This window comes from Pontibacter saemangeumensis (assembly GCF_039541895.1).
Taxonomy (GTDB): domain Bacteria; phylum Bacteroidota; class Bacteroidia; order Cytophagales; family Hymenobacteraceae; genus Pontibacter; species Pontibacter saemangeumensis.
Genome location: NZ_BAABHC010000003.1, coordinates 24,180 through 40,946 on the forward strand (window position 1 = coordinate 24,180; position 16,767 = coordinate 40,946).

Consider the following 16,767-nt stretch of genomic DNA (forward strand, 5'->3'; position numbering starts at 1 on the left):
ATCAGTGTAAGTAAGTATAAACAATTAAATACTAAACACTTAAAAACTGATGACTATGGAGGCAAAGCGAAATTTACTCACACACAGATTACTGCTGGCCGTGCTGCTACTGCTGGGCACTTTTATGACTGCCTGCGACGAGGACGACATCAATTTAGACGACCTCCTCAACAATGATGTGGCCTATGAAGGCGTACAACTGAAGGGGGCTCACGAGGTGCCTGCGGTGCCGTCTGACGGGATCGGGCTGATAAACGTGTATTACAACAGTAACACCAGAATCATTACCTACGACCTTGTCTGGACCTTGGGGAAACCCGATGATGAAACCGTAGGCATGCACTTTCACGGGCCTGCCACTCCGAATATGAATGCGGGTGTCGTGATACCTGTCACTGGTTTCTCCAACACCTCCAAAGGCTCCCTGACGGGCTCTACACGCGCCCTCACCAAGGAGGAGGAAAGGCAACTCCTGAACGGGCTTTGGTACTTCAACATCCACAGTAAAACTTATCCTGCCGGCGAACTGAGAGGGAATATCATACATTAATAGAGGTCCGGGCATACAGCGTTCCCTTCGGGGCAGGAAACTGCCCCGAAGGGAACGCTGTTTTTGTGGCAGAAGCGGCTGGCTATATATACCTTTGCGCATAGGGACAAATCACACCGCATATGCCACAGCACTATACCATGCCTTCTACTATCCAGATCGTGGACTATAACCCGTTCTACGCAAAGGCATTCTATGATCTGAACCACGAGTGGATCTCGAAATACTTCGTGATGGAGGAGGCCGACGAGCAATCGCTTGAAGATCCCCAGCGCTACATCATCAACAAAGGGGGCCATATACTCATCGCGCTTTTTCATGGGTAGCCCGTGGGTGCCTGTGCCTTGCTGAAAGAAGAGGAGGGTATATATGAAATGGCCAAGATGGCAGTGACGCCCCGGGCCCAGGGCCTTCACATTGGCAGGCTGCTAGGCGAAAGAATCATAGAGAGAGCCAGGCAGGCGGGTGCCCGTAAAATTTTCCTCGTATCGAACCGAAGGCTCACCACCGCCCTTAGCCTCTACACCCGCCTCGGGTTTGTGGAAGTGCCCATGCCACCCAGCATCTACGCGCGTGCCGATATAAAAATGGAGCTGGACCTGGACGGAGAAGTGGCCTGAAAAGTAAATCGGGTAAGTACATTGGCAGGCAGTTGGCAAGGCAAGAGAACTGCTTTACCTGATGTTACGGCTGAGCGCTGTATGGTAGGCAACGCATGGCCTGAGATACAGGGAGTGAGTCCTGTATCCCATATATAAAATGGCTGCTTAGGTCAGGCTTGTCAGAAGATCCTGCTCCATGCGGGCTATCCCTTCGGTCATCCAGCAGCCCTTGTAAGCCCCCCTGCGCTGCTTCGACAGGATAAACATATACACCTCCTGGCGACCGTCCCGCCCTTCTATGACCACAAGCTGGTATGCCGAGTCGTCGGAGACGACAAGCTGCCCTTTTTTATAACTTTTAAAGTTTAGCATGGGTTGGTAGGCAGGATCGCGCACCAGTACCCGGAGGTGGTTGATCGGCCCGATGTGCAGCTTGTTCTGGGGCGACGAGAAGTTGAAAACTGTGATCACGCCGCTGTCGCTCTGGTCGTTCTGCTGCAGGGCCTGCAGCTGGATGTTGACGACCTGCTGCGGCGAAAGTGTCTTGTCTGGTTTTATATATGTCCATTTGGAGGAAGAGCTGGCGACGGCGTCAGGCATTACGTACGTGGCATACTGCCTGTCCTCTAAGGTAGGCATGGCCGGGAACTGCACCCAGAACAGGATCAGGAGGAACAAGCCCACCAGAAACATGAGATAGTCGAACACATTGTCTTTGCCCTTCATACAAATATGTACTTTATTTAGGCAGGCAGGGTTGTGCAGGGGCCTTGTTTTGAAGTATATGGCGGCTGAAAGGGGGCAGGGGAGGCAAGCAGTAAACAAACCTGCCATATTGCGTATAGCAAGGTCAGCACTATTCTATGAAAAACCCCCTCTCCGACCATATAAAGCAGGCCATTGCCATCGTAAAGCGTCAGCCTGTTGTGCTGAGGCTACGGCAGCGCTATCCCGGGCTGTGGCAGTTTGTCATAAACCGCTTCGACACCAGGGTTTTTATCGGGCTGCCGCTCACCCTGATGGCGCTGGCCTTTGGCGTGAACATTGCCTTGCTGTCGGAGCTGACCGAAAGCGTGCTGGATACGGAGTGGATCGTAACGCTGGACAAGGAGTTCACGGCCATCCTCTACAAGGTGCGCTCTGACTCGCTGAGCAGGATACTGTACGGCTTCACCCTGTTGGGGGAGCGGGAGGCGGTTTTCATCATCGGAGGGCTTGTGTCTGCTGTTTTCCTGTACCGCCGGCACTTTGTGGCGCTGTTTGCCTTCTGGCTCGCCCTTGCCGGCGTCGGCATCTCCACCCGGTATGGCAAAACGTTCATCAGCCGGGAGCGCCCCGCCGACGTGGCCTATTATGTGGTGGAGCATTTTTCTTTCCCGAGCGGCCACGCCACCACGGTCATGGCCATGTTCGGGCTGCTGGCTTACTTCCTGTACCGGCACTACCACGCCCACCCGCACCGGAGGTATGTGCTGTGGCTGGCGGCGGCCCTGATCGTTATCGTGGGTTTTAGCAGGATTTACCTGGGGGTGCACTACCTGTCGGATGTGCTGGCCGGCTTCCTGCTGGGGGCGCTGTGGCTATTGGTGGGCGTCAGCCTGATGGAGGTGATGTCGTACCGGAGGAAAAGGGAGAGACGCCTGCCCGGCTCCTGATCCCGTATCCTTTCGCCTGTTGATGCGTATTTCATATATATAAATATATGGAATAAAGTATGTGTAGCCGCCTCGCCTCTTTTGCCCTTGTCCTGTGCCTGCTGGTTGTCACGGCGAGACCAGCCTACAGTTACAGCATCCTCACGCACCAGGCCGTGGTAGACGCCGCCTGGGAGAAGAGCCTGCTGCCGCTCCTGCTCCTGCGCTTCCCGAACGCGACCAAAGAGGAACTGGAACAGGCGCATGCCTACGCCTATGGCGGCGCTATTGTGCAGGACATGGGCTATTATCCTTTCGGGAGTGCTTTTTTCACGGAACTGACCCACTACGTCCGCAGCGGCGACTTTGTGTCTAACCTCATGCATGCCTCCAATACCCTGGATGAGTACGCATTTTCGCTCGGGGCACTGGCCCATTTCAACGCCGACATCTACGGGCATCCCATCGGCACGAACAAAGCGGTGGCGTTGGTGTATCCCGAAGTACGGGCCGAGCACGGCGATGTGGTCACGTATGCCGAGGACCCCCTTTCGCATGTAAAAACGGAGTTTGGCTTTGATGTGCTGCAGGTGGCGCGCGGTAACTTCGCATCGGAGTCTTATCAAAGGTTTATCGGGTTTAAGGTGGCGAAGGAAGTGCTGCAGGAGGCGTTTCAGGAGACCTACGGGCTGGAGCTGAACGATGTGTTCCTGAACCTGCCGCTGGCTATCGGGAGTTACCGCTACACAATCCGCGGCATCTTCCCGGAACTGACGAAGGCGGCTTGGATGGCGAAGAAGTCTGAGATACAGGAGGCGAGGCCAGGCGTAACGCGCCGTCGCTTTATATACCGCATGAGCCGGGCAGACTTCCATGGCGCGTGGGGGCGCGATTACGAGCGGCCGGGCTTCTTTGCCCGCACGGTTGCCTATATCATCAAAGTATTGCCCAAAATCGGGCCGCTGCGCCCGCTGGCCTTCAAACCTCCCACCCCGGAGGCGGAAGAAATATTTTACAGTAGTTTTAACGTTACCGTAGACAAGTACAGCGCCATGCTGAGGAAGATGCGGCAGCATGAGCCTGACCTTGAAAACATGGAACTGGACACCGGCACACCAACAGAGCCGGGCGCCTATGCCCTGGCCGACGAGACATATGCGGCACTGCTCGAGAAGCTTTACAAATCGGACTACAAACACCTCACACCCGCTTTAAAGGCAGATATTCTGCAGTTTTACAGGCATGCCCGCGTCCCGACCAGGCAAAAAGAGCGCGATGATTGGGAGGAAGTGCAGGATTACCTGAGCAGGCTGGAGGACGCCCCACTCTAAGAAAGGACGCCTACAATATTGTACTGATTTTATATAGCTGCTGTTGGGTGGTGTAGCTGTTCCTGATGAGTAGCAGGAGCGCCTTTAAACGGGATGCCATACAAAAATGTGATTGCAGGTGTAACTATATCACTTGGTTAACGATAAAATAGATTAGGCTCTGGCTGGTTCGGGAAAATAAACACGGACAGTGCCAAAGCTGCAGAAATTGTATTTTAACTTAACCAGAATAAAACCATGGAAAACAACCCGAATAATACATCGGCACAATCAGGATCTCAGAACCAGAATAAAAGCAATACCACTCCAGGTAGCAGCGCAGGCAGCACCTCGGCACAAAGCAACAACACCTCGCGTGATAACGCTTCCGCTAACAGTGCCAGCTCAACAGGAAGTTCAAGCAGCCAGTCTACCCAAGGCAGAAGCAACCAGCAGGCCACGTCCGGAAAGGACAGTATGAAGAACATCCAGGACATGCTGCAAAAGTATTCCGGTCCTATTGCTCAAAAATTCAATAGCCTGACGACCACGCAGAAAGTTGTGGGCGGTTCTCTGCTTGCCCTCGGGGCAGGATGGCTGGCGATGGGTTCTAAGAACAAGAACAAACTTAAGAGCAAAGCAAGCACGTTCAAGTCGACAGCGAAGGACAAGATTAGCTCCAAAAATAAAGACAATACATCAGGTAGCTATAACAGCAGCATGAACAGAACCGGAAGTTCTGCAGTGGATGCAAGAGTAAAGTAGACTACCAGTACGATTATTTATACAGAGAAGAGCCGGGCCTGCGAGTCCGGCTCTTCTGTTTGGTAGAGCCGCTGCACCGGCCCTTGTAGCAGGTGAGTGGTAAGGCGAATGACTTGGGCCGGTAAGCCACGTACAAGGGAGAAAATTTTGGGTATATATAAATAAAGCTGATGACAAAAAAGATAAAGCTCCGGTTTGATGCCGGCCAAAGCCTGAACCCGGAAGGGAAACACGTGCGGGACGGGCTTTCCACAGGGCTTCGCACGGGAGACAACCTGTGGCTGAGCTGCGACGAGCGCACGACCATTGAGCGCCTGACCTATCACAGCGACGGCTCCTTTGGAGATCACCAGTCTTTCGACCTGAGGGATTATCTGGAACTGCCCGACGGCGATAACAGCGAAGTAGACATTGAGGGCATGGGCACTACCGACAACTATATATGGATTATAGGTTCGCACAGCCTCAAACGCAAAAAGCCCCGCAGCCACGACTCCGTGGAAAAGCAGATGAAGCGGCTGTCAAAAGTCCAGAACGACCCGAACCGCTACCTGCTGGCCCGTATCCCCTTTTTGCTGAATGAAGAAACCGGGCAGTACGAACTGCACAAGCAATGCGAGCACCCGGAGTGGCCGGGGTATATGCTGCGGGCGGCCCAGTTGCACGGAGACAAAACCAGCAGCCTGCTCACGGACGTGCTGCAACAGGACGAGCATATCAGCCCTTTCCTGTCCATACCGGGTAAAGACAACGGGTTTGATGTGGAAGGATTGACCACGAGCGGGGAGCGGATTTTTATCGGGTTGCGCGGGCCAGTGCTCCGGGGCTGGGCCATTATACTGGAGGTAGAGACAGAGGAGGACGATAAAGGCCAGTTACACCTGAAGCAGCTGACCGAAAAGCGGCCCTACAAAAAGCACTTTCTGCACCTGAAGGGCAAAGGCATCCGGGAACTGCGCATTTTCGGGGAGGACATGTACATCTTGGCCGGCCCCACCATGGATCAGGATGGTGTGATCGCTATCTACCGGTGGCCCAACGCCCTTGTGCAGACAGAGCAGGAATGCATGGTGCATACCAAAGAACTGGAGCGCCTGTGCGAGGTGCCGCACGGTTCAGGCGCAGACTCAGGCAAGGACAAGGCGGAGGGCCTGGCCATATTTGATGAGAAGCACGCACTGGTTGTGTTCGACAGCCCGGTGGATGCCCGGAAAGCGGAGAACAATGCTGTGCTCGCCGACTTAATTCAACTCGTAAAATAGCCGGATTGAAACCTTATGAGGCGCAGCAGGCTATACAGGTGTATTCAACTCATATATGACCTGAAACCTAAATAGACTATGAACGACATACTGAAAGCTTTAGCAGGCGGCCTTGCCGGTGCCTGCGTCGTGACGGCGGTGCACGAAACGGTGCGGAGGCTAAACCCGGACGCGCCGCGCATGGATGTGCTGGGCATGCGCTCCATCTCAAAACTAATGCACAAAGCCGATCTGACGCCACCGCAGGACAAAGAGAAACTGCATACCTGGGCATTGGTAGGCGACGTGGTTTCTAACTCGCTTTATTATAGCATGGCGGGCACAGGCAAAAGCGCCTGGTGGCGTGGGGCTGTACTGGGTGCAGCAGCCGGGGCAGGAGCAGTGTTACTGCCAGGTCCGTTGGGGCTGGGCGAGGAGCCAAGCAACAAGACCACCGAGACGCAGGCGCTGGCCATAGGGTATTACCTGTTGGGCGGTCTGGTAGCCGCAGCCGTGGGTTTTGCCCTCCGGGACGATGAGGATGAGTAAACCCTTACGGTGAGGCGAAAGCCATGCTTTATCCCAGGCTGTAGAAGCTCCTGTTTAAAAGCTATAAAAACATAAAAGGGAGGCCCTCACAAGAGCCTCCCTTTTATGTTTTTATTTTATCAGTCAATTGCCGCTGTCTGTGCCAGGCGTAGTGGTACGGTTGGTTTCGTCGCCTGTTCCGGAGTTACTGTTTCCGTTCATGTCAGCGCCTGCGCCACCATTCGCCGTGTCGAGCGGGCTCACGTTTTCTTCCGTCACGGGGCCTTCATCCGGGTCGTTTAGCTGTCCGTCTACTTCGTTCGCGTTCGTTTCGGTGTCTACGCCGGTGGTGTTTTCGCTGGAGCATCCCGTCAGGCCTGCGCTCATGAGCATAGCGCCTGACAGTAAAATTGCATATGTCTTTTTCATCTGTTTCATTTTTTGATATTCTAATTCTCAGGTATATACTTAAAATAAAGCAACGCTTTGGTCCCATGGTAAGGCGGGTAGTTGATATAACCATCTGCTGCCTTGGTACCTTCACTTTACATATAACCTCCTTTGTACGAGCTAATGTAGGTTTTGATAGGCCGGAAAATGAGAAAACCTACTTTTCCGGCTCGTTGGCGCAAATGCAGAGCACCTCCCGCGTGGGCGTTACCACCTGATAGTCGGGCTGTGTCGGCTCTTTCATATAAATCACCTCCAACTGCGTAATCGGCTGGTTCGGGTGGCCCTCGTTCCAGCGGCGCATTAGGTAGTTGCAGTAGTAGGGGCGCATATAGGCGTTGTTCACGAAAAGGTAATTCTCCGAATACTTGCGCCAGCGGTCGTTCTTAAACAGCGACACCACCGAGGCTGGCTTCACCTCGCTCACCGCCTTTCCCTGCTGGTTCAGGTCAATGGACTTCCCATTTGCCATATGCCCCTGAAGTATATACCAGCCATCGTCCCGGAAAACGATTGGTGCAAACATGCCCCAGTGCTGGTCGAGGCGCAGCAGGTAGCCAAACCACCTGCTGCTGTCGGGCAGCTTATATAGCGGGAGGTGGGTGCCGCTCAGGTTCCACCAGACGCAGTACAGCAGCGCAACGGTAACAAAGCCGTTGCGGAGCTGCGGCAACAGGTGCCGGGGCACCAGCGGACGTTGCAGCTTTACCTGCACACTTAGGAGCGACGGACGCCGGAGGTGCTTGAAGATGTTCTGGAACTGCCCGGAATAGGGCCTCCTGAAAGAAGAAAACAGCCGTTGGTCCACCCAGTCCATGACCGGGCGCGGCAGCAGCCCCACCACCGAAGCCATGTTGATGAGGTAAAACAACCCTACAAAAAGCGTCAGGCTGATGCCGATATGGAAGCCAAACAGCACCACCACCACCACCACCCGGAAGAAGTTGTTGTAGAACGGAATCAGCAGCAGGAAAGGCAGCAGCAGTTCGGTGTAGTAGGCGCTGAGGGTGAGCACCCGGAGGAGTTCCGGGTAAGGGTATATAAGCCTGCCGCCGGGCATCAGGATCTGGTCCAGGCTGAGAGCGTAGTACAGGGCAGTGCCCTCCGAGTTCCACTCGGGCGAGTTCTTCAGCAACGCCGTGCTGAAATACACCATCCCGACCTGCACGATATACGCCACCGTTGCCGCACTGAAACAGCTCGTGCCGGAGGGGGTGCCGGAAAGCGGGGGAATACGGGTGGCGTCGTAAGAGTAGAACCTGCCCCAAGGCAGGAAAATGCCCCAGAACAGTAGCATGCGAAGCAGGTCGTCGCCGCCTTGCCCAATCAGCAGGTTCCGGTTCTGCAGCGACAGGAGCAACAGCCAGGACGCGAAAGTGGACACCCGCGTTTTATAGCCCAGCAGCATGCATACCGCAAAAACAGCCGCCAGTGCAAACAGCACCAACTGAAACTGCCACAGCCCGCTCATGACATGGAAAGAGAACAGGTAAGGCAGCCACAGGTGCTGGTGCAGCACGTGAAGCGGCAAAACGCCCATGTTCGAATAATGCGCCTCCAGGTCCGTTGCCCGGATGGCGAGGTCGGTTAGGATGATGCCTGCCAGCCAGATCCGCATCACAGCCAGCGCACGCAGGTCTACCGTAAAAACATTGCGGAAGTATGGCTCCAGGTACTTCATCTGTCAGATGGTAAGGGCGTTTCTAAAAGCAGAAAGGCAAAAACCTTTCGGTGCTTGCCTTTCGCTTTTGTGGTATAGTGTCTCAATCTAAGTCCGGTGTCATCCTACATAGTAGTGGAACCAGTGGTAGTCCCGGTTGTAGTGCCAGTAGTCGTACCTGTTGTGGTGCCAGTAGTTGTCCCGGTGGTAGTGCCGGTTGTAGTACCTGTCGTCATGCCGGTAGTCGTTCCGGTCGTGGTACCCGTTGTCGTTCCGGTTGTCATACCAGTCGTGGTGCCGTCAGTGGTCGTGCCAGTCGTGGTACCAGTAGTCGTTCCTGTCGTTGTGCCGTCAGTGGTCGTGCCAGTGGTTGTACCTGTCGTCATGCCGGTAGTGGTACCTGTTGTCGTGCCATCAGTGGTCGTTCCATCTGTCGTTGCTCCGGTGGTGGTGCCGTAATCGTCTGTGGTATCCATTCCTTCGGAGTCAGTGGTTGTGTCAGTGGTTGAGCAACCAAACAGAAGCCCACTCATTACAAGCGTTGATGCGCAAAAATTTACAAAAGTCTTTTTCATAATTTTGATATTAGATCCTTTTTGAAGTTTGTTTCCGAGGCTCTTAAACCGAAATGTCAGTTCAGAATAGAGCTCAAATAAGCCTTTTACGGAGCCGATCTAAAAATGATCAAAAATTATTGTGCAATAAACGGCGTATAGAGGGTGATATTAAATGTCTGATATATAGGCAGTAGTGATTTTGTTGCAGGGGACTGTGCTGATGTTTATCTATATAAATAGTTATATATAGAAACTGTTGATTGAGTTCAGAACGGGCCTTTTTTCATTGCAGGCCCCTGTTTGCCTGTGCCAGGTACTCCTCTTTGGCCGCCTCCAGCTCCGCCATGATCTCCTCCCGCTGCAGCCTCAGGCTCTTCACAAGGGCACGCCTTTTCACGAAGAGGCGCAGTAGCAGCCAGTGCTCCTGTGTGTGCTGCAGGGTGTTCCAGTAGTGCAGTGTGAAAAAGCCGCTTAGCGGCAGGGTCAGGAAGTAAACAGCCGTCCAGCTCCAGGAAAGGTGCAGCAGTTCCTGTGCCAGCCAGGCCTCGAGCAGGTAAAACAGCGGGAACGTGAAAATACCGGCCGTCAGCATGATGGGGGCGTACCATTCGTGTTCCCTGGTGGCGGCCCTGGCCACTTTCGACGGGATGATGTACGGGAGGTAGTTGTGCAACAGGCCATATGCGTACACCGGGAGCCCGAGGGCCAGGTAAAGCACGCGCAGCACACTCCGCCACAACACGGTTTTGCGGCGCAGGCCCATGATCTCGTCCTTCAGGCGCAGGCGCCGGAGCTGCAGCATATAGCTGCTGAGCTTCTCTTTCAGCGCGGCCACCCGCTCCGGCTCCCGCTGGCTGAAGTAGTTGATGCCGCTGACGATGGCCTTTGTCAGCAGGAAGTCCTGGATGTGTGCCGGGATGTCTGAGGGGGCCGCCGCCGCCAGGCGCTCTTTGTAGATCGCCTCCACCTGCCGGGCCATCTCGTCTTCCTCATCCGTGGGGGTGTGGATGATGAGCTGCTCCAGCCGCTTCCTGATCTCCTCGGTCAGGGCGAGCACGGCTTCCTGCCCGTCCTGCCGGTGGGCCGTGGCATAATCGGCCACCAGAATCGGCTCGCCCACGTTCACGAACACATCACTGTGGAAGCGGGTGGGAGCGGAGTAGTTCAGGCCTACCGGCAGAATCTTCAGTCCCTTGACACCCGTCGCCTCGGCGCCCAGGGCGATGCGGGCAGTGCCTGTCTTTACTTTGCGCAGGCGGCGCTGGTTAAAACTGTTCCCCTCCGGAAAAATAAGGAGTGTTTTGTACTGTCGGAGCGCCTCGAAGCTGGCGGAAAAGGCCTCCTCGTTGCTCACGGGTTTGCCGGGATTATCCTCGCGGCGGTGGATCGGGATCAGGTGCATCTGGCGCAACATCCAGTTCTGAAAATCAGACCCGAACACCGTGCTCTTGGCAATGAAGTAAACCGGCTGGCGCAGCAGTGAAGCCGTCACAATCGGGTCCATGAACGTGTTGGGGTGGTTCGATACGACCAGGAGCGGCCCCCCGTCCGGCATCAGGTGCCGGTTATGCACCTCGAAACGGCGGAAGAAAATCCACAGTCCGATTTTATATATAAGCTTCAGGATGGCGTAGAGCATGGCGGCATCAGGTAACGAAAGGTACTGCGGAACAGATGGAACTTGATCCCGAAAGGCAATATAAGCAAATTGTCAGCAAGCCGAAGCCGCCGGCGCGGCTTAGTTCAGCGCTAACATAAACTCGCGCTTTGGCAGTTTGCACCACCGGACGGGTTGGAGAAACTCATATACCGGGTGCAGGCGAAGCAGCCGACGGCTATATATGGGATGCTTCGCAGGGCTGGTGCTACGGCAAGCGCCGTGCGAATGAGCAATTATCCACAGCGCCGCGACACCAGGACGAAGTTTAGGGGGCTTGGAAGAGGTGGCATGCGGGGCCAAGGCGGCAGGGCTTCTGCCGGCGGAATAGCAGCGTCAGGCCTCCACCGAGACCAGCCACTCATATGCCGAAGTGAGGTCTTCGAATACCTGCGCCTCGAATGGAAGGGGGTAACGCTTGCTGTGAAGGAAGTAATGCAGCTGTTTCGCCGCCGCCTCATCGAAGCAGTTGATGATGGCAAAACGCTTCAGCGGGAGCTGGCTGAATTCTTTCAGGAAATCCGTCCCGGTCCATCTCAGGTCCTCAACAGAAAGCGGGTGAAGCAGGCGCCTGTCTGATATGGCAAACGGGATGTTCATTTTCCGGATGTAATTGGACGTCATCGTCACCGCTTCCCGGTACTCCTCGCTGCTACAGCCGCCACACCACTGGCTGACCAGTACATGGTGCTCTGCGTAATATTCAACGTGGATGTACTCTGAGTCGAAGAGGACCATAAGCGGCGGCCTTTTAGGTATTTACATATACTAATATTACTAATTACCAACGTAATAACAAATTCTTTTACTTATTTTAAATGCTTCTTTAAACCCAAAAAGTAGCCGTTTGAGTTGAAGTAGCACCATCAGTTTGCCAATTTCAATTATGATTAAGCAAGATTTTTTGAATGTATTGAAATAAAGCGGCGGCGGCAACGGCGCAGGTGTATCCTGCTGCCGCTGCCGCCGCCGCTTTGTTTCAGGAGCAGTGGGGCAGACTACTTCGTGCGCAGGTTGTTGGCGTTGCTGCCGTCCAGTTCCCGGGTACCCTCCTCGCTTTTGGCGGCCACGTTTCCGCCCTCTTCCTTGCCTTCGAAGCCTGATTCCAGTATATCCACCTCCTCTTTCTTCGTGCCGGTCAGCGGCTCCGGGTTCTCGTCAGGCAGGCGCTTACTCTCGTCCGCGTTCGTGATGATATCTTCTTCTTTCGGTGCTTCCATGGTCGTTTTATATAGGTCTTACCCTTTTTACGCAAACCGGGCGGATTGTGTGCCCCTCTTTCAGGTGTCCCGAAATTATGGGCCGAATTCAGCGTTATCAACCTAAAGAAACAAAAGGGGGAAAGAGAATGATGGCATTAAAGAACCTGATCGTTTGGCTTGCACTGCTCCTGCCTGCCGCACCGGCGATGCAAGCGCCCGCAGTTGATCTACAGACAGCCATAGAGGCAAACTTCGAAGAGCTAAACGCGGTAAGGCAGAACCCCGCACAATACGCTGCTATATATAAAGTGCCTGCGCTGCGCATGGTGCCTGCCAAACCTGCCTTGATCTGGGATGAGCAACTGGCAGCGCTGGCACAGCGGAAAGCCGAAGATATGGCCAGGAAAAATTATATGGCGCATATCGATAAAAAAGGCCGCGGCATGAACTACTACCTTTGGCAGGCAGGCTACCCCTTGCCGGCGTTCTACTCCAAAGACAGCCGGGCGAACAACGTGGAGTCCATCGCGGCCAATACCGAAGGCCCCGCTGACTTTGTGAAGCAACTGATCGTAGACAAGGGGGTGCCCAACCTCGGCCACCGGAAGCACCTGCTGGGCTTTCACGACGGCGACACCCCGGCCACGCATGTGGGCATCGGCATTGCCTACAACCCCAACTCCAGGTACAAGTACTACTGCAGCATCCTGATTGCGCCGAAGCTGGAGAATCAGTGAAATAATTTTTGGCGTTAAATAATGTCTGAATGGCATAAAAACGGGCAAAAATCTTTCTGATTTTCAATTCGCGCGAGATTCCTTTTGCCCGGCTAAGCATTTTGCCTTAACTTTGAGCAATTTATACATACCAACTCAAATGCCTAAAGACACCAGTATTAAATCCGTTCTCATTATTGGCTCTGGTCCCATCATTATCGGCCAGGCATGTGAATTCGATTACGCCGGCTCCCAGGCCGCCCGCTCGCTGCGCGAAGAGGGGATCGAGGTAACGCTCATCAACTCGAACCCCGCCACCATCATGACCGACCCGGTGACGGCGGACAACGTGTACCTGAAGCCGCTGGAGAAGAAGTACATCATCGAGATTTTAGAGAAGCACAAGATTGATGCGGTGCTGCCCACCATGGGCGGGCAAACGGCCCTGAACCTGGCCATCGACTGTGAGAAAGCAGGCATCTGGAAAAAATACGGGGTGCGCATCATCGGGGTAGACATCAAAGCGATCGAGACGACAGAAGACCGCGAGCAGTTCCGGTTGAAGATGCTGGAGCTGGGCGTGAACGTTTGCCGGGGCGAGACCGCTACCTCGTTCCTGGAAGGCAAGGAGATTGCGCAGGACATCGGATTCCCGCTCGTGATTCGCCCCTCGTTTACCCTGGGCGGCTACGGCGGCGGCTTTGTGCACACGCCGGAGGAGTTCGACGCCGCCCTTACCCGCGGCCTGCACGCCTCGCCGACGCACGAAGTGCTGGTGGAGCAAAGCATCTTGGGCTGGAAGGAGTATGAACTGGAGCTGTTGCGTGACAACATCGGCAACGTGATCATCATCTGCTCCATCGAGAACTTCGACCCGATGGGCATCCACACCGGCGACTCCATTACCGTGGCCCCGGCCATGACGCTGCCCGACACCGTGTACCAGCAAATGCGCGACCTTGCCATCCGGATGATGAACGGCATCGGGCAGTTTGCCGGCGGCTGTAACGTGCAGTTCTCCGTGAACCCGGAAGACGATATGATTATCGCCATCGAAATTAACCCGCGCGTGTCGCGCTCCTCCGCGCTTGCTTCTAAAGCCACCGGTTACCCTATTGCGAAAGTCGCGGCCAAGCTGGCCATTGGCTATAACCTGGACGAGCTGAAGAACGCCATCACCAAAACCACCTCCGCCTACTTCGAGCCGGCGCTGGACTACGTGATCGTGAAGATCCCGCGCTGGAACTTCGACAAGTTCCCGGGGGCAGACCGCAAGCTGGGCCTGCAGATGAAGTCTGTGGGAGAGGTGATGGGCATCGGCCGCACCTTTCAGGAGGCGCTGCAGAAGGCCTGCCAGAGCCTGGAGATCAAGCGCAACGGCATCGGGGCCGACGGCAAGGAGAAGACTGACTACGCGGAGCTGATTTACAGCCTGAAGAACGCCAGCTGGAACCGCCTTTTCAGCATCAAGGACGCCATGCGCATCGGCATCCCGACCAGCACCATCCAGAACCTGACCAAAATCGACCCATGGTTCCTGGCCCAGATCGAGGAGCTGGACGTGCTGGAGAAGGAGATAGAGAAATACAGCCTGACCACGATACCGACCGAGCTGCTGCGCGAGGCCAAGGTGAAAGGCTACGCCGACCGCCAGATTGCGCACCTGCTGCGCTGCAAGGAGAGCGAAGTGCACAGCGTGCGCACCGAGTTGGGCATCACGCGGGTATATAAAATGGTGGATACCTGCGCCGCTGAGTTTGAGGCCAGCACGCCATATTACTACAGCACCTTCGACGGCGAGAACGAGAGCATTGTAACAGATAAGAAAAAAGTCGTGGTGCTGGGCTCCGGCCCGAACCGCATCGGTCAGGGCATTGAGTTCGACTACAGCTGCGTGCACGGGGTGCTGGCGGCGCGGGAGTGCGGCTACGAAACCATCATGATCAACTGTAACCCGGAGACAGTGTCGACGGACTTCGATATATCGGACAAGCTTTATTTCGAGCCGGTTTTCTGGGAGCATATATATGACATCATCCTGCACGAGAAGCCGGAGGGCGTGATTGTTCAGCTGGGCGGCCAGACGGCCCTGAAGCTGGCCGAGAAGCTGGAACGCTTCGGCATCAAGATCTTCGGCACCAGTTACCAGGCGCTGGACCTGGCCGAGGACCGCGGCTCTTTCTCCTCGCTGCTGCGCGACCTGAACATCCCGTACCCGCCGTTTGCCGTGATCGAGACGGCGGAGGAGGCGCTGGAACTGAGCAAAGAGCTTAAATTCCCGCTGCTGGTGCGCCCGAGCTACGTGCTCGGTGGCCAGAACATGAAGATCGTGATCAACAACAAGGACCTGGAGGCCCACGTCATCGACCTGCTGAAAGACCACCCGGGCAACAAGGTGCTGCTGGACCACTTCCTCGACAACGCCATTGAGGCCGAGGCCGACGCCATCTGCGACGGCGAGGACGTGTACATCTGCGGTATCATGGAGCACATCGAGCCGGCCGGCATCCACTCCGGCGACTCTTACGCGGTGCTGCCGCCGTTTGACCTGAGCGAGCACGTGTTGAACCAGATCGAGGATTATACCAAAAAGATCGCGGTGGCGCTCCGGACAGTGGGTGTGATCAACATCCAGTTCGCCATCAAGAACGAGACGGTGTATATCATCGAGGCCAACCCGCGTGCGTCGCGCACGTTCCCGTTCATCGCCAAGGCATACAGGGAGCCATATATAAACTACGCCACCAAAATCATGCTCGGCGAGAACAAGGTGAAGGACTTTACCTTCAACCCATACAAGCACGGCTATGCCATCAAGGTGCCAGTGTTCTCCTACAACAAGTTCCCGGAAGTGAACAAGGAGCTCGGGCCCGAGATGAAGTCCACCGGCGAGGCCATTTACTTTATCGACGACCTGGAGGACGATTACTTTACCAAGGTATATTCGGAAAGGAATCTGTACCTGAGTAAGTAGGTTCTGCATTTCTTCTATCAAGCCCTTCCCTTATACAGGGGAGGGCTTTTTTTTATATGGGTACAGAACAGAGGCTTGCGTCTGCTGTGCCGGGTCCAACCACCCCTACCCCTCCTTGTCCAAGGAGGGGAGTCTGCTGCTGCATCCTCAGGCTTTAAAGACTATAGTATGAGATATAGCTGCAACACAAACATTTTATATATAACCATACATTACATAGTCAGGATATATCAATAGCAAGGCACGTGCAGTATGGAAGGGAGAAGAACGAGTAGGAAAAACTCCCCTCCTTAGACTCCAAAGGGGGCCCCTTCACCCCCAGGAGGGGCAGGGGTGGTTGGACCCAGTATCAAAGCAGCCAGACGCAGAATACATTGAATGGCGATATGAATCGCACCTCTAAAAGCTGTTCTATATTTCGGCAGTTCCTATATCCCCGGAACTAAGTGATTGGATCCTGCATTTCAAAACTATACTTCTTATCTTTGCCCGGCACCGCCAAAACGGCATATAACAAACTTTTGGCAAAAGAGTTGTAAGTACAGATAGGTACTGTTTTTGCAGTATACACCTTACCTAAGAAAGCTTTGTCATGATCAAATTCATATTTACCACACTCCTCATCCTCTTCTTTATCCGCATGGTGGCACCGGTGCTGTTCCGGTGGCTGATCGGGATGTTTATCAAGAAGAAAATGCGCAACGGCACGTTCTTCTACCCAAACGCTAACCAGCAGCGCCAGCAGCAACAGCCCCACAGCAACGGCAGCCAGCAGAACGGCAGGGCCCAGGGCGGCGTGAAGATCGACTATATTCCGGAGCAGCCGGGGCGGAAGGATTTCAACGGCGGCGAGTACGTGGATTATGAAGAAGTAAAATAAAACTGTTACCTTTCAACCTCTGTTTCGAGGTTTTTGAAAGA

The 16,767-nt window shown here is 54.6% G+C and carries 18 protein-coding genes; 11 read left to right on the plus strand and 7 right to left on the minus strand.

From position 1 onward, the window contains the following. Positions 1–55 precede the first annotated feature (55 nt). From ABD920_RS03885 to ABD920_RS03895, 3 genes are all read left to right on the plus strand, one after another. A complete protein-coding gene (locus ABD920_RS03885; protein ID WP_345156925.1) occupies positions 56–550 on the plus strand; it encodes a CHRD domain-containing protein in 495 nt (164 codons plus the stop codon). 122 nt (positions 551–672) lie between these two features. Further along, positions 673–876, plus strand: a complete 204-nt coding sequence (locus tag ABD920_RS03890; protein WP_345156927.1) for a hypothetical protein — start codon at positions 673–675, stop codon at positions 874–876. A gap of 3 nt (positions 877–879) precedes the next feature. Next, entirely contained in the window at positions 880–1,170 is a 291-nt protein-coding gene (locus ABD920_RS03895; protein ID WP_345156928.1) for a GNAT family N-acetyltransferase, read from the plus strand. Positions 1,171–1,317: 147 nt separating this feature from the next. Here ABD920_RS03895 and ABD920_RS03900 read toward each other — a convergent pair whose 3' ends face one another. Continuing rightward, positions 1,318–1,878 carry a DUF4864 domain-containing protein gene (locus tag ABD920_RS03900; protein ID WP_345156929.1) on the minus strand — a complete coding sequence of 187 codons (561 nt, stop codon included), beginning with the start codon at positions 1,876–1,878 and terminating at the stop codon, positions 1,318–1,320. A gap of 137 nt (positions 1,879–2,015) precedes the next feature. Between ABD920_RS03900 and ABD920_RS03905 the strand changes: the two genes are divergently transcribed. From ABD920_RS03905 to ABD920_RS03925, 5 genes are all read left to right on the plus strand, one after another. Further along, on the plus strand, positions 2,016–2,807 hold the full coding sequence (locus ABD920_RS03905; protein ID WP_345156930.1) for a phosphatase PAP2 family protein: 792 nt from the start codon (positions 2,016–2,018) through the stop codon (positions 2,805–2,807). Positions 2,808–2,866: 59 nt separating this feature from the next. Next, positions 2,867–4,117 carry a zinc dependent phospholipase C family protein gene (locus ABD920_RS03910; protein ID WP_345156931.1) on the plus strand — a complete coding sequence of 417 codons (1,251 nt, stop codon included), beginning with the start codon at positions 2,867–2,869 and terminating at the stop codon, positions 4,115–4,117. Positions 4,118–4,354: 237 nt separating this feature from the next. Next, positions 4,355–4,861 (plus strand): hypothetical protein, encoded by a 507-nt coding sequence (locus ABD920_RS03915; RefSeq protein ID WP_345156933.1) that lies wholly within the window; start codon positions 4,355–4,357, stop codon positions 4,859–4,861. Positions 4,862–5,031: 170 nt separating this feature from the next. After that, the gene (locus tag ABD920_RS03920; protein ID WP_345156935.1) at positions 5,032–6,123 is read left to right on the plus strand and encodes a DUF3616 domain-containing protein; all 1,092 of its coding nucleotides are present in this window, start codon (positions 5,032–5,034) and stop codon (positions 6,121–6,123) included. Positions 6,124–6,201: 78 nt separating this feature from the next. After that, the gene (locus tag ABD920_RS03925; RefSeq protein WP_345156937.1) at positions 6,202–6,651 is read left to right on the plus strand and encodes a hypothetical protein; all 450 of its coding nucleotides are present in this window, start codon (positions 6,202–6,204) and stop codon (positions 6,649–6,651) included. 123 nt (positions 6,652–6,774) lie between these two features. On the opposite strand, the gene ABD920_RS03930 is transcribed toward ABD920_RS03925, so the two are convergent. From ABD920_RS03930 to ABD920_RS03955, 6 genes are all read right to left on the minus strand, one after another. After that, positions 6,775–7,059, minus strand: a complete 285-nt coding sequence (locus tag ABD920_RS03930) for a hypothetical protein (protein WP_345156939.1) — start codon at positions 7,057–7,059, stop codon at positions 6,775–6,777. A gap of 178 nt (positions 7,060–7,237) precedes the next feature. Further along, positions 7,238–8,761, minus strand: a complete 1,524-nt coding sequence (locus ABD920_RS03935; protein ID WP_345156941.1) for an HTTM domain-containing protein — start codon at positions 8,759–8,761, stop codon at positions 7,238–7,240. A gap of 104 nt (positions 8,762–8,865) precedes the next feature. Next, positions 8,866–9,216, minus strand: a complete 351-nt coding sequence (locus ABD920_RS03940) for a hypothetical protein (RefSeq protein WP_345156943.1) — start codon at positions 9,214–9,216, stop codon at positions 8,866–8,868. A 364-nt stretch (positions 9,217–9,580) separates the two neighbouring features. Beyond that, positions 9,581–10,936: a lysophospholipid acyltransferase family protein gene (locus tag ABD920_RS03945; protein WP_345156944.1), complete on the minus strand. Its 1,356-nt coding sequence runs from the start codon at positions 10,934–10,936 to the stop codon at positions 9,581–9,583. A gap of 354 nt (positions 10,937–11,290) precedes the next feature. Next, positions 11,291–11,692, minus strand: a complete 402-nt coding sequence (locus tag ABD920_RS03950; protein WP_345156946.1) for a hypothetical protein — start codon at positions 11,690–11,692, stop codon at positions 11,291–11,293. A gap of 260 nt (positions 11,693–11,952) precedes the next feature. Further along, positions 11,953–12,174: a hypothetical protein gene (locus ABD920_RS03955; protein ID WP_345156947.1), complete on the minus strand. Its 222-nt coding sequence runs from the start codon at positions 12,172–12,174 to the stop codon at positions 11,953–11,955. A 128-nt stretch (positions 12,175–12,302) separates the two neighbouring features. On the opposite strand from ABD920_RS03955, the gene ABD920_RS03960 reads away from it, so the two are divergent. The 3 genes from ABD920_RS03960 to ABD920_RS03970 all read left to right on the plus strand — a co-directional run bounded on the left by ABD920_RS03960 (position 12,303) and on the right by ABD920_RS03970 (position 16,726). Next, entirely contained in the window at positions 12,303–12,893 is a 591-nt protein-coding gene (locus ABD920_RS03960) for a CAP domain-containing protein (RefSeq protein WP_345156948.1), read from the plus strand. A gap of 139 nt (positions 12,894–13,032) precedes the next feature. Continuing rightward, positions 13,033–15,846 carry a carbamoyl-phosphate synthase large subunit gene (gene carB, locus ABD920_RS03965; RefSeq protein ID WP_345156949.1) on the plus strand — a complete coding sequence of 938 codons (2,814 nt, stop codon included), beginning with the start codon at positions 13,033–13,035 and terminating at the stop codon, positions 15,844–15,846. Positions 15,847–16,438: 592 nt separating this feature from the next. After that, complete coding sequence (locus ABD920_RS03970) at positions 16,439–16,726, plus strand: DUF4834 family protein (protein ID WP_345156950.1); 288 nt, start codon at positions 16,439–16,441, stop codon at positions 16,724–16,726. Positions 16,727–16,767: the final 41 nt, after the last annotated feature.

What these genes read in the sequence shown, in the direction of transcription:
- ABD920_RS03885 (WP_345156925.1), top strand. Translation starts at nt 56, where the DNA reads ATGGAGGCAAAGCGAAATTTACTCACACACAGATTACTGCTGGCCGTG.
- ABD920_RS03890 (WP_345156927.1), top strand. Translation starts at nt 673, where the DNA reads ATGCCACAGCACTATACCATGCCTTCTACTATCCAGATCGTGGACTAT.
- ABD920_RS03900 (WP_345156929.1), bottom strand. Translation starts at nt 1,878, where the DNA reads ATGAAGGGCAAAGACAATGTGTTCGACTATCTCATGTTTCTGGTGGGC.
- ABD920_RS03905 (WP_345156930.1), top strand. Translation starts at nt 2,016, where the DNA reads ATGAAAAACCCCCTCTCCGACCATATAAAGCAGGCCATTGCCATCGTA.
- ABD920_RS03910 (WP_345156931.1), top strand. Translation starts at nt 2,867, where the DNA reads ATGTGTAGCCGCCTCGCCTCTTTTGCCCTTGTCCTGTGCCTGCTGGTT.
- ABD920_RS03915 (WP_345156933.1), top strand. Translation starts at nt 4,355, where the DNA reads ATGGAAAACAACCCGAATAATACATCGGCACAATCAGGATCTCAGAAC.
- ABD920_RS03920 (WP_345156935.1), top strand. Translation starts at nt 5,032, where the DNA reads ATGACAAAAAAGATAAAGCTCCGGTTTGATGCCGGCCAAAGCCTGAAC.
- ABD920_RS03925 (WP_345156937.1), top strand. Translation starts at nt 6,202, where the DNA reads ATGAACGACATACTGAAAGCTTTAGCAGGCGGCCTTGCCGGTGCCTGC.
- ABD920_RS03930 (WP_345156939.1), bottom strand. Translation starts at nt 7,059, where the DNA reads ATGAAAAAGACATATGCAATTTTACTGTCAGGCGCTATGCTCATGAGC.
- ABD920_RS03935 (WP_345156941.1), bottom strand. Translation starts at nt 8,761, where the DNA reads ATGAAGTACCTGGAGCCATACTTCCGCAATGTTTTTACGGTAGACCTG.
- ABD920_RS03940 (WP_345156943.1), bottom strand. Translation starts at nt 9,216, where the DNA reads ATGGATACCACAGACGATTACGGCACCACCACCGGAGCAACGACAGAT.
- ABD920_RS03945 (WP_345156944.1), bottom strand. Translation starts at nt 10,936, where the DNA reads ATGCTCTACGCCATCCTGAAGCTTATATATAAAATCGGACTGTGGATT.
- ABD920_RS03950 (WP_345156946.1), bottom strand. Translation starts at nt 11,692, where the DNA reads ATGGTCCTCTTCGACTCAGAGTACATCCACGTTGAATATTACGCAGAG.
- ABD920_RS03955 (WP_345156947.1), bottom strand. Translation starts at nt 12,174, where the DNA reads ATGGAAGCACCGAAAGAAGAAGATATCATCACGAACGCGGACGAGAGT.
- ABD920_RS03960 (WP_345156948.1), top strand. Translation starts at nt 12,303, where the DNA reads ATGATGGCATTAAAGAACCTGATCGTTTGGCTTGCACTGCTCCTGCCT.
- carB (WP_345156949.1), top strand. Translation starts at nt 13,033, where the DNA reads ATGCCTAAAGACACCAGTATTAAATCCGTTCTCATTATTGGCTCTGGT.
- ABD920_RS03970 (WP_345156950.1), top strand. Translation starts at nt 16,439, where the DNA reads ATGATCAAATTCATATTTACCACACTCCTCATCCTCTTCTTTATCCGC.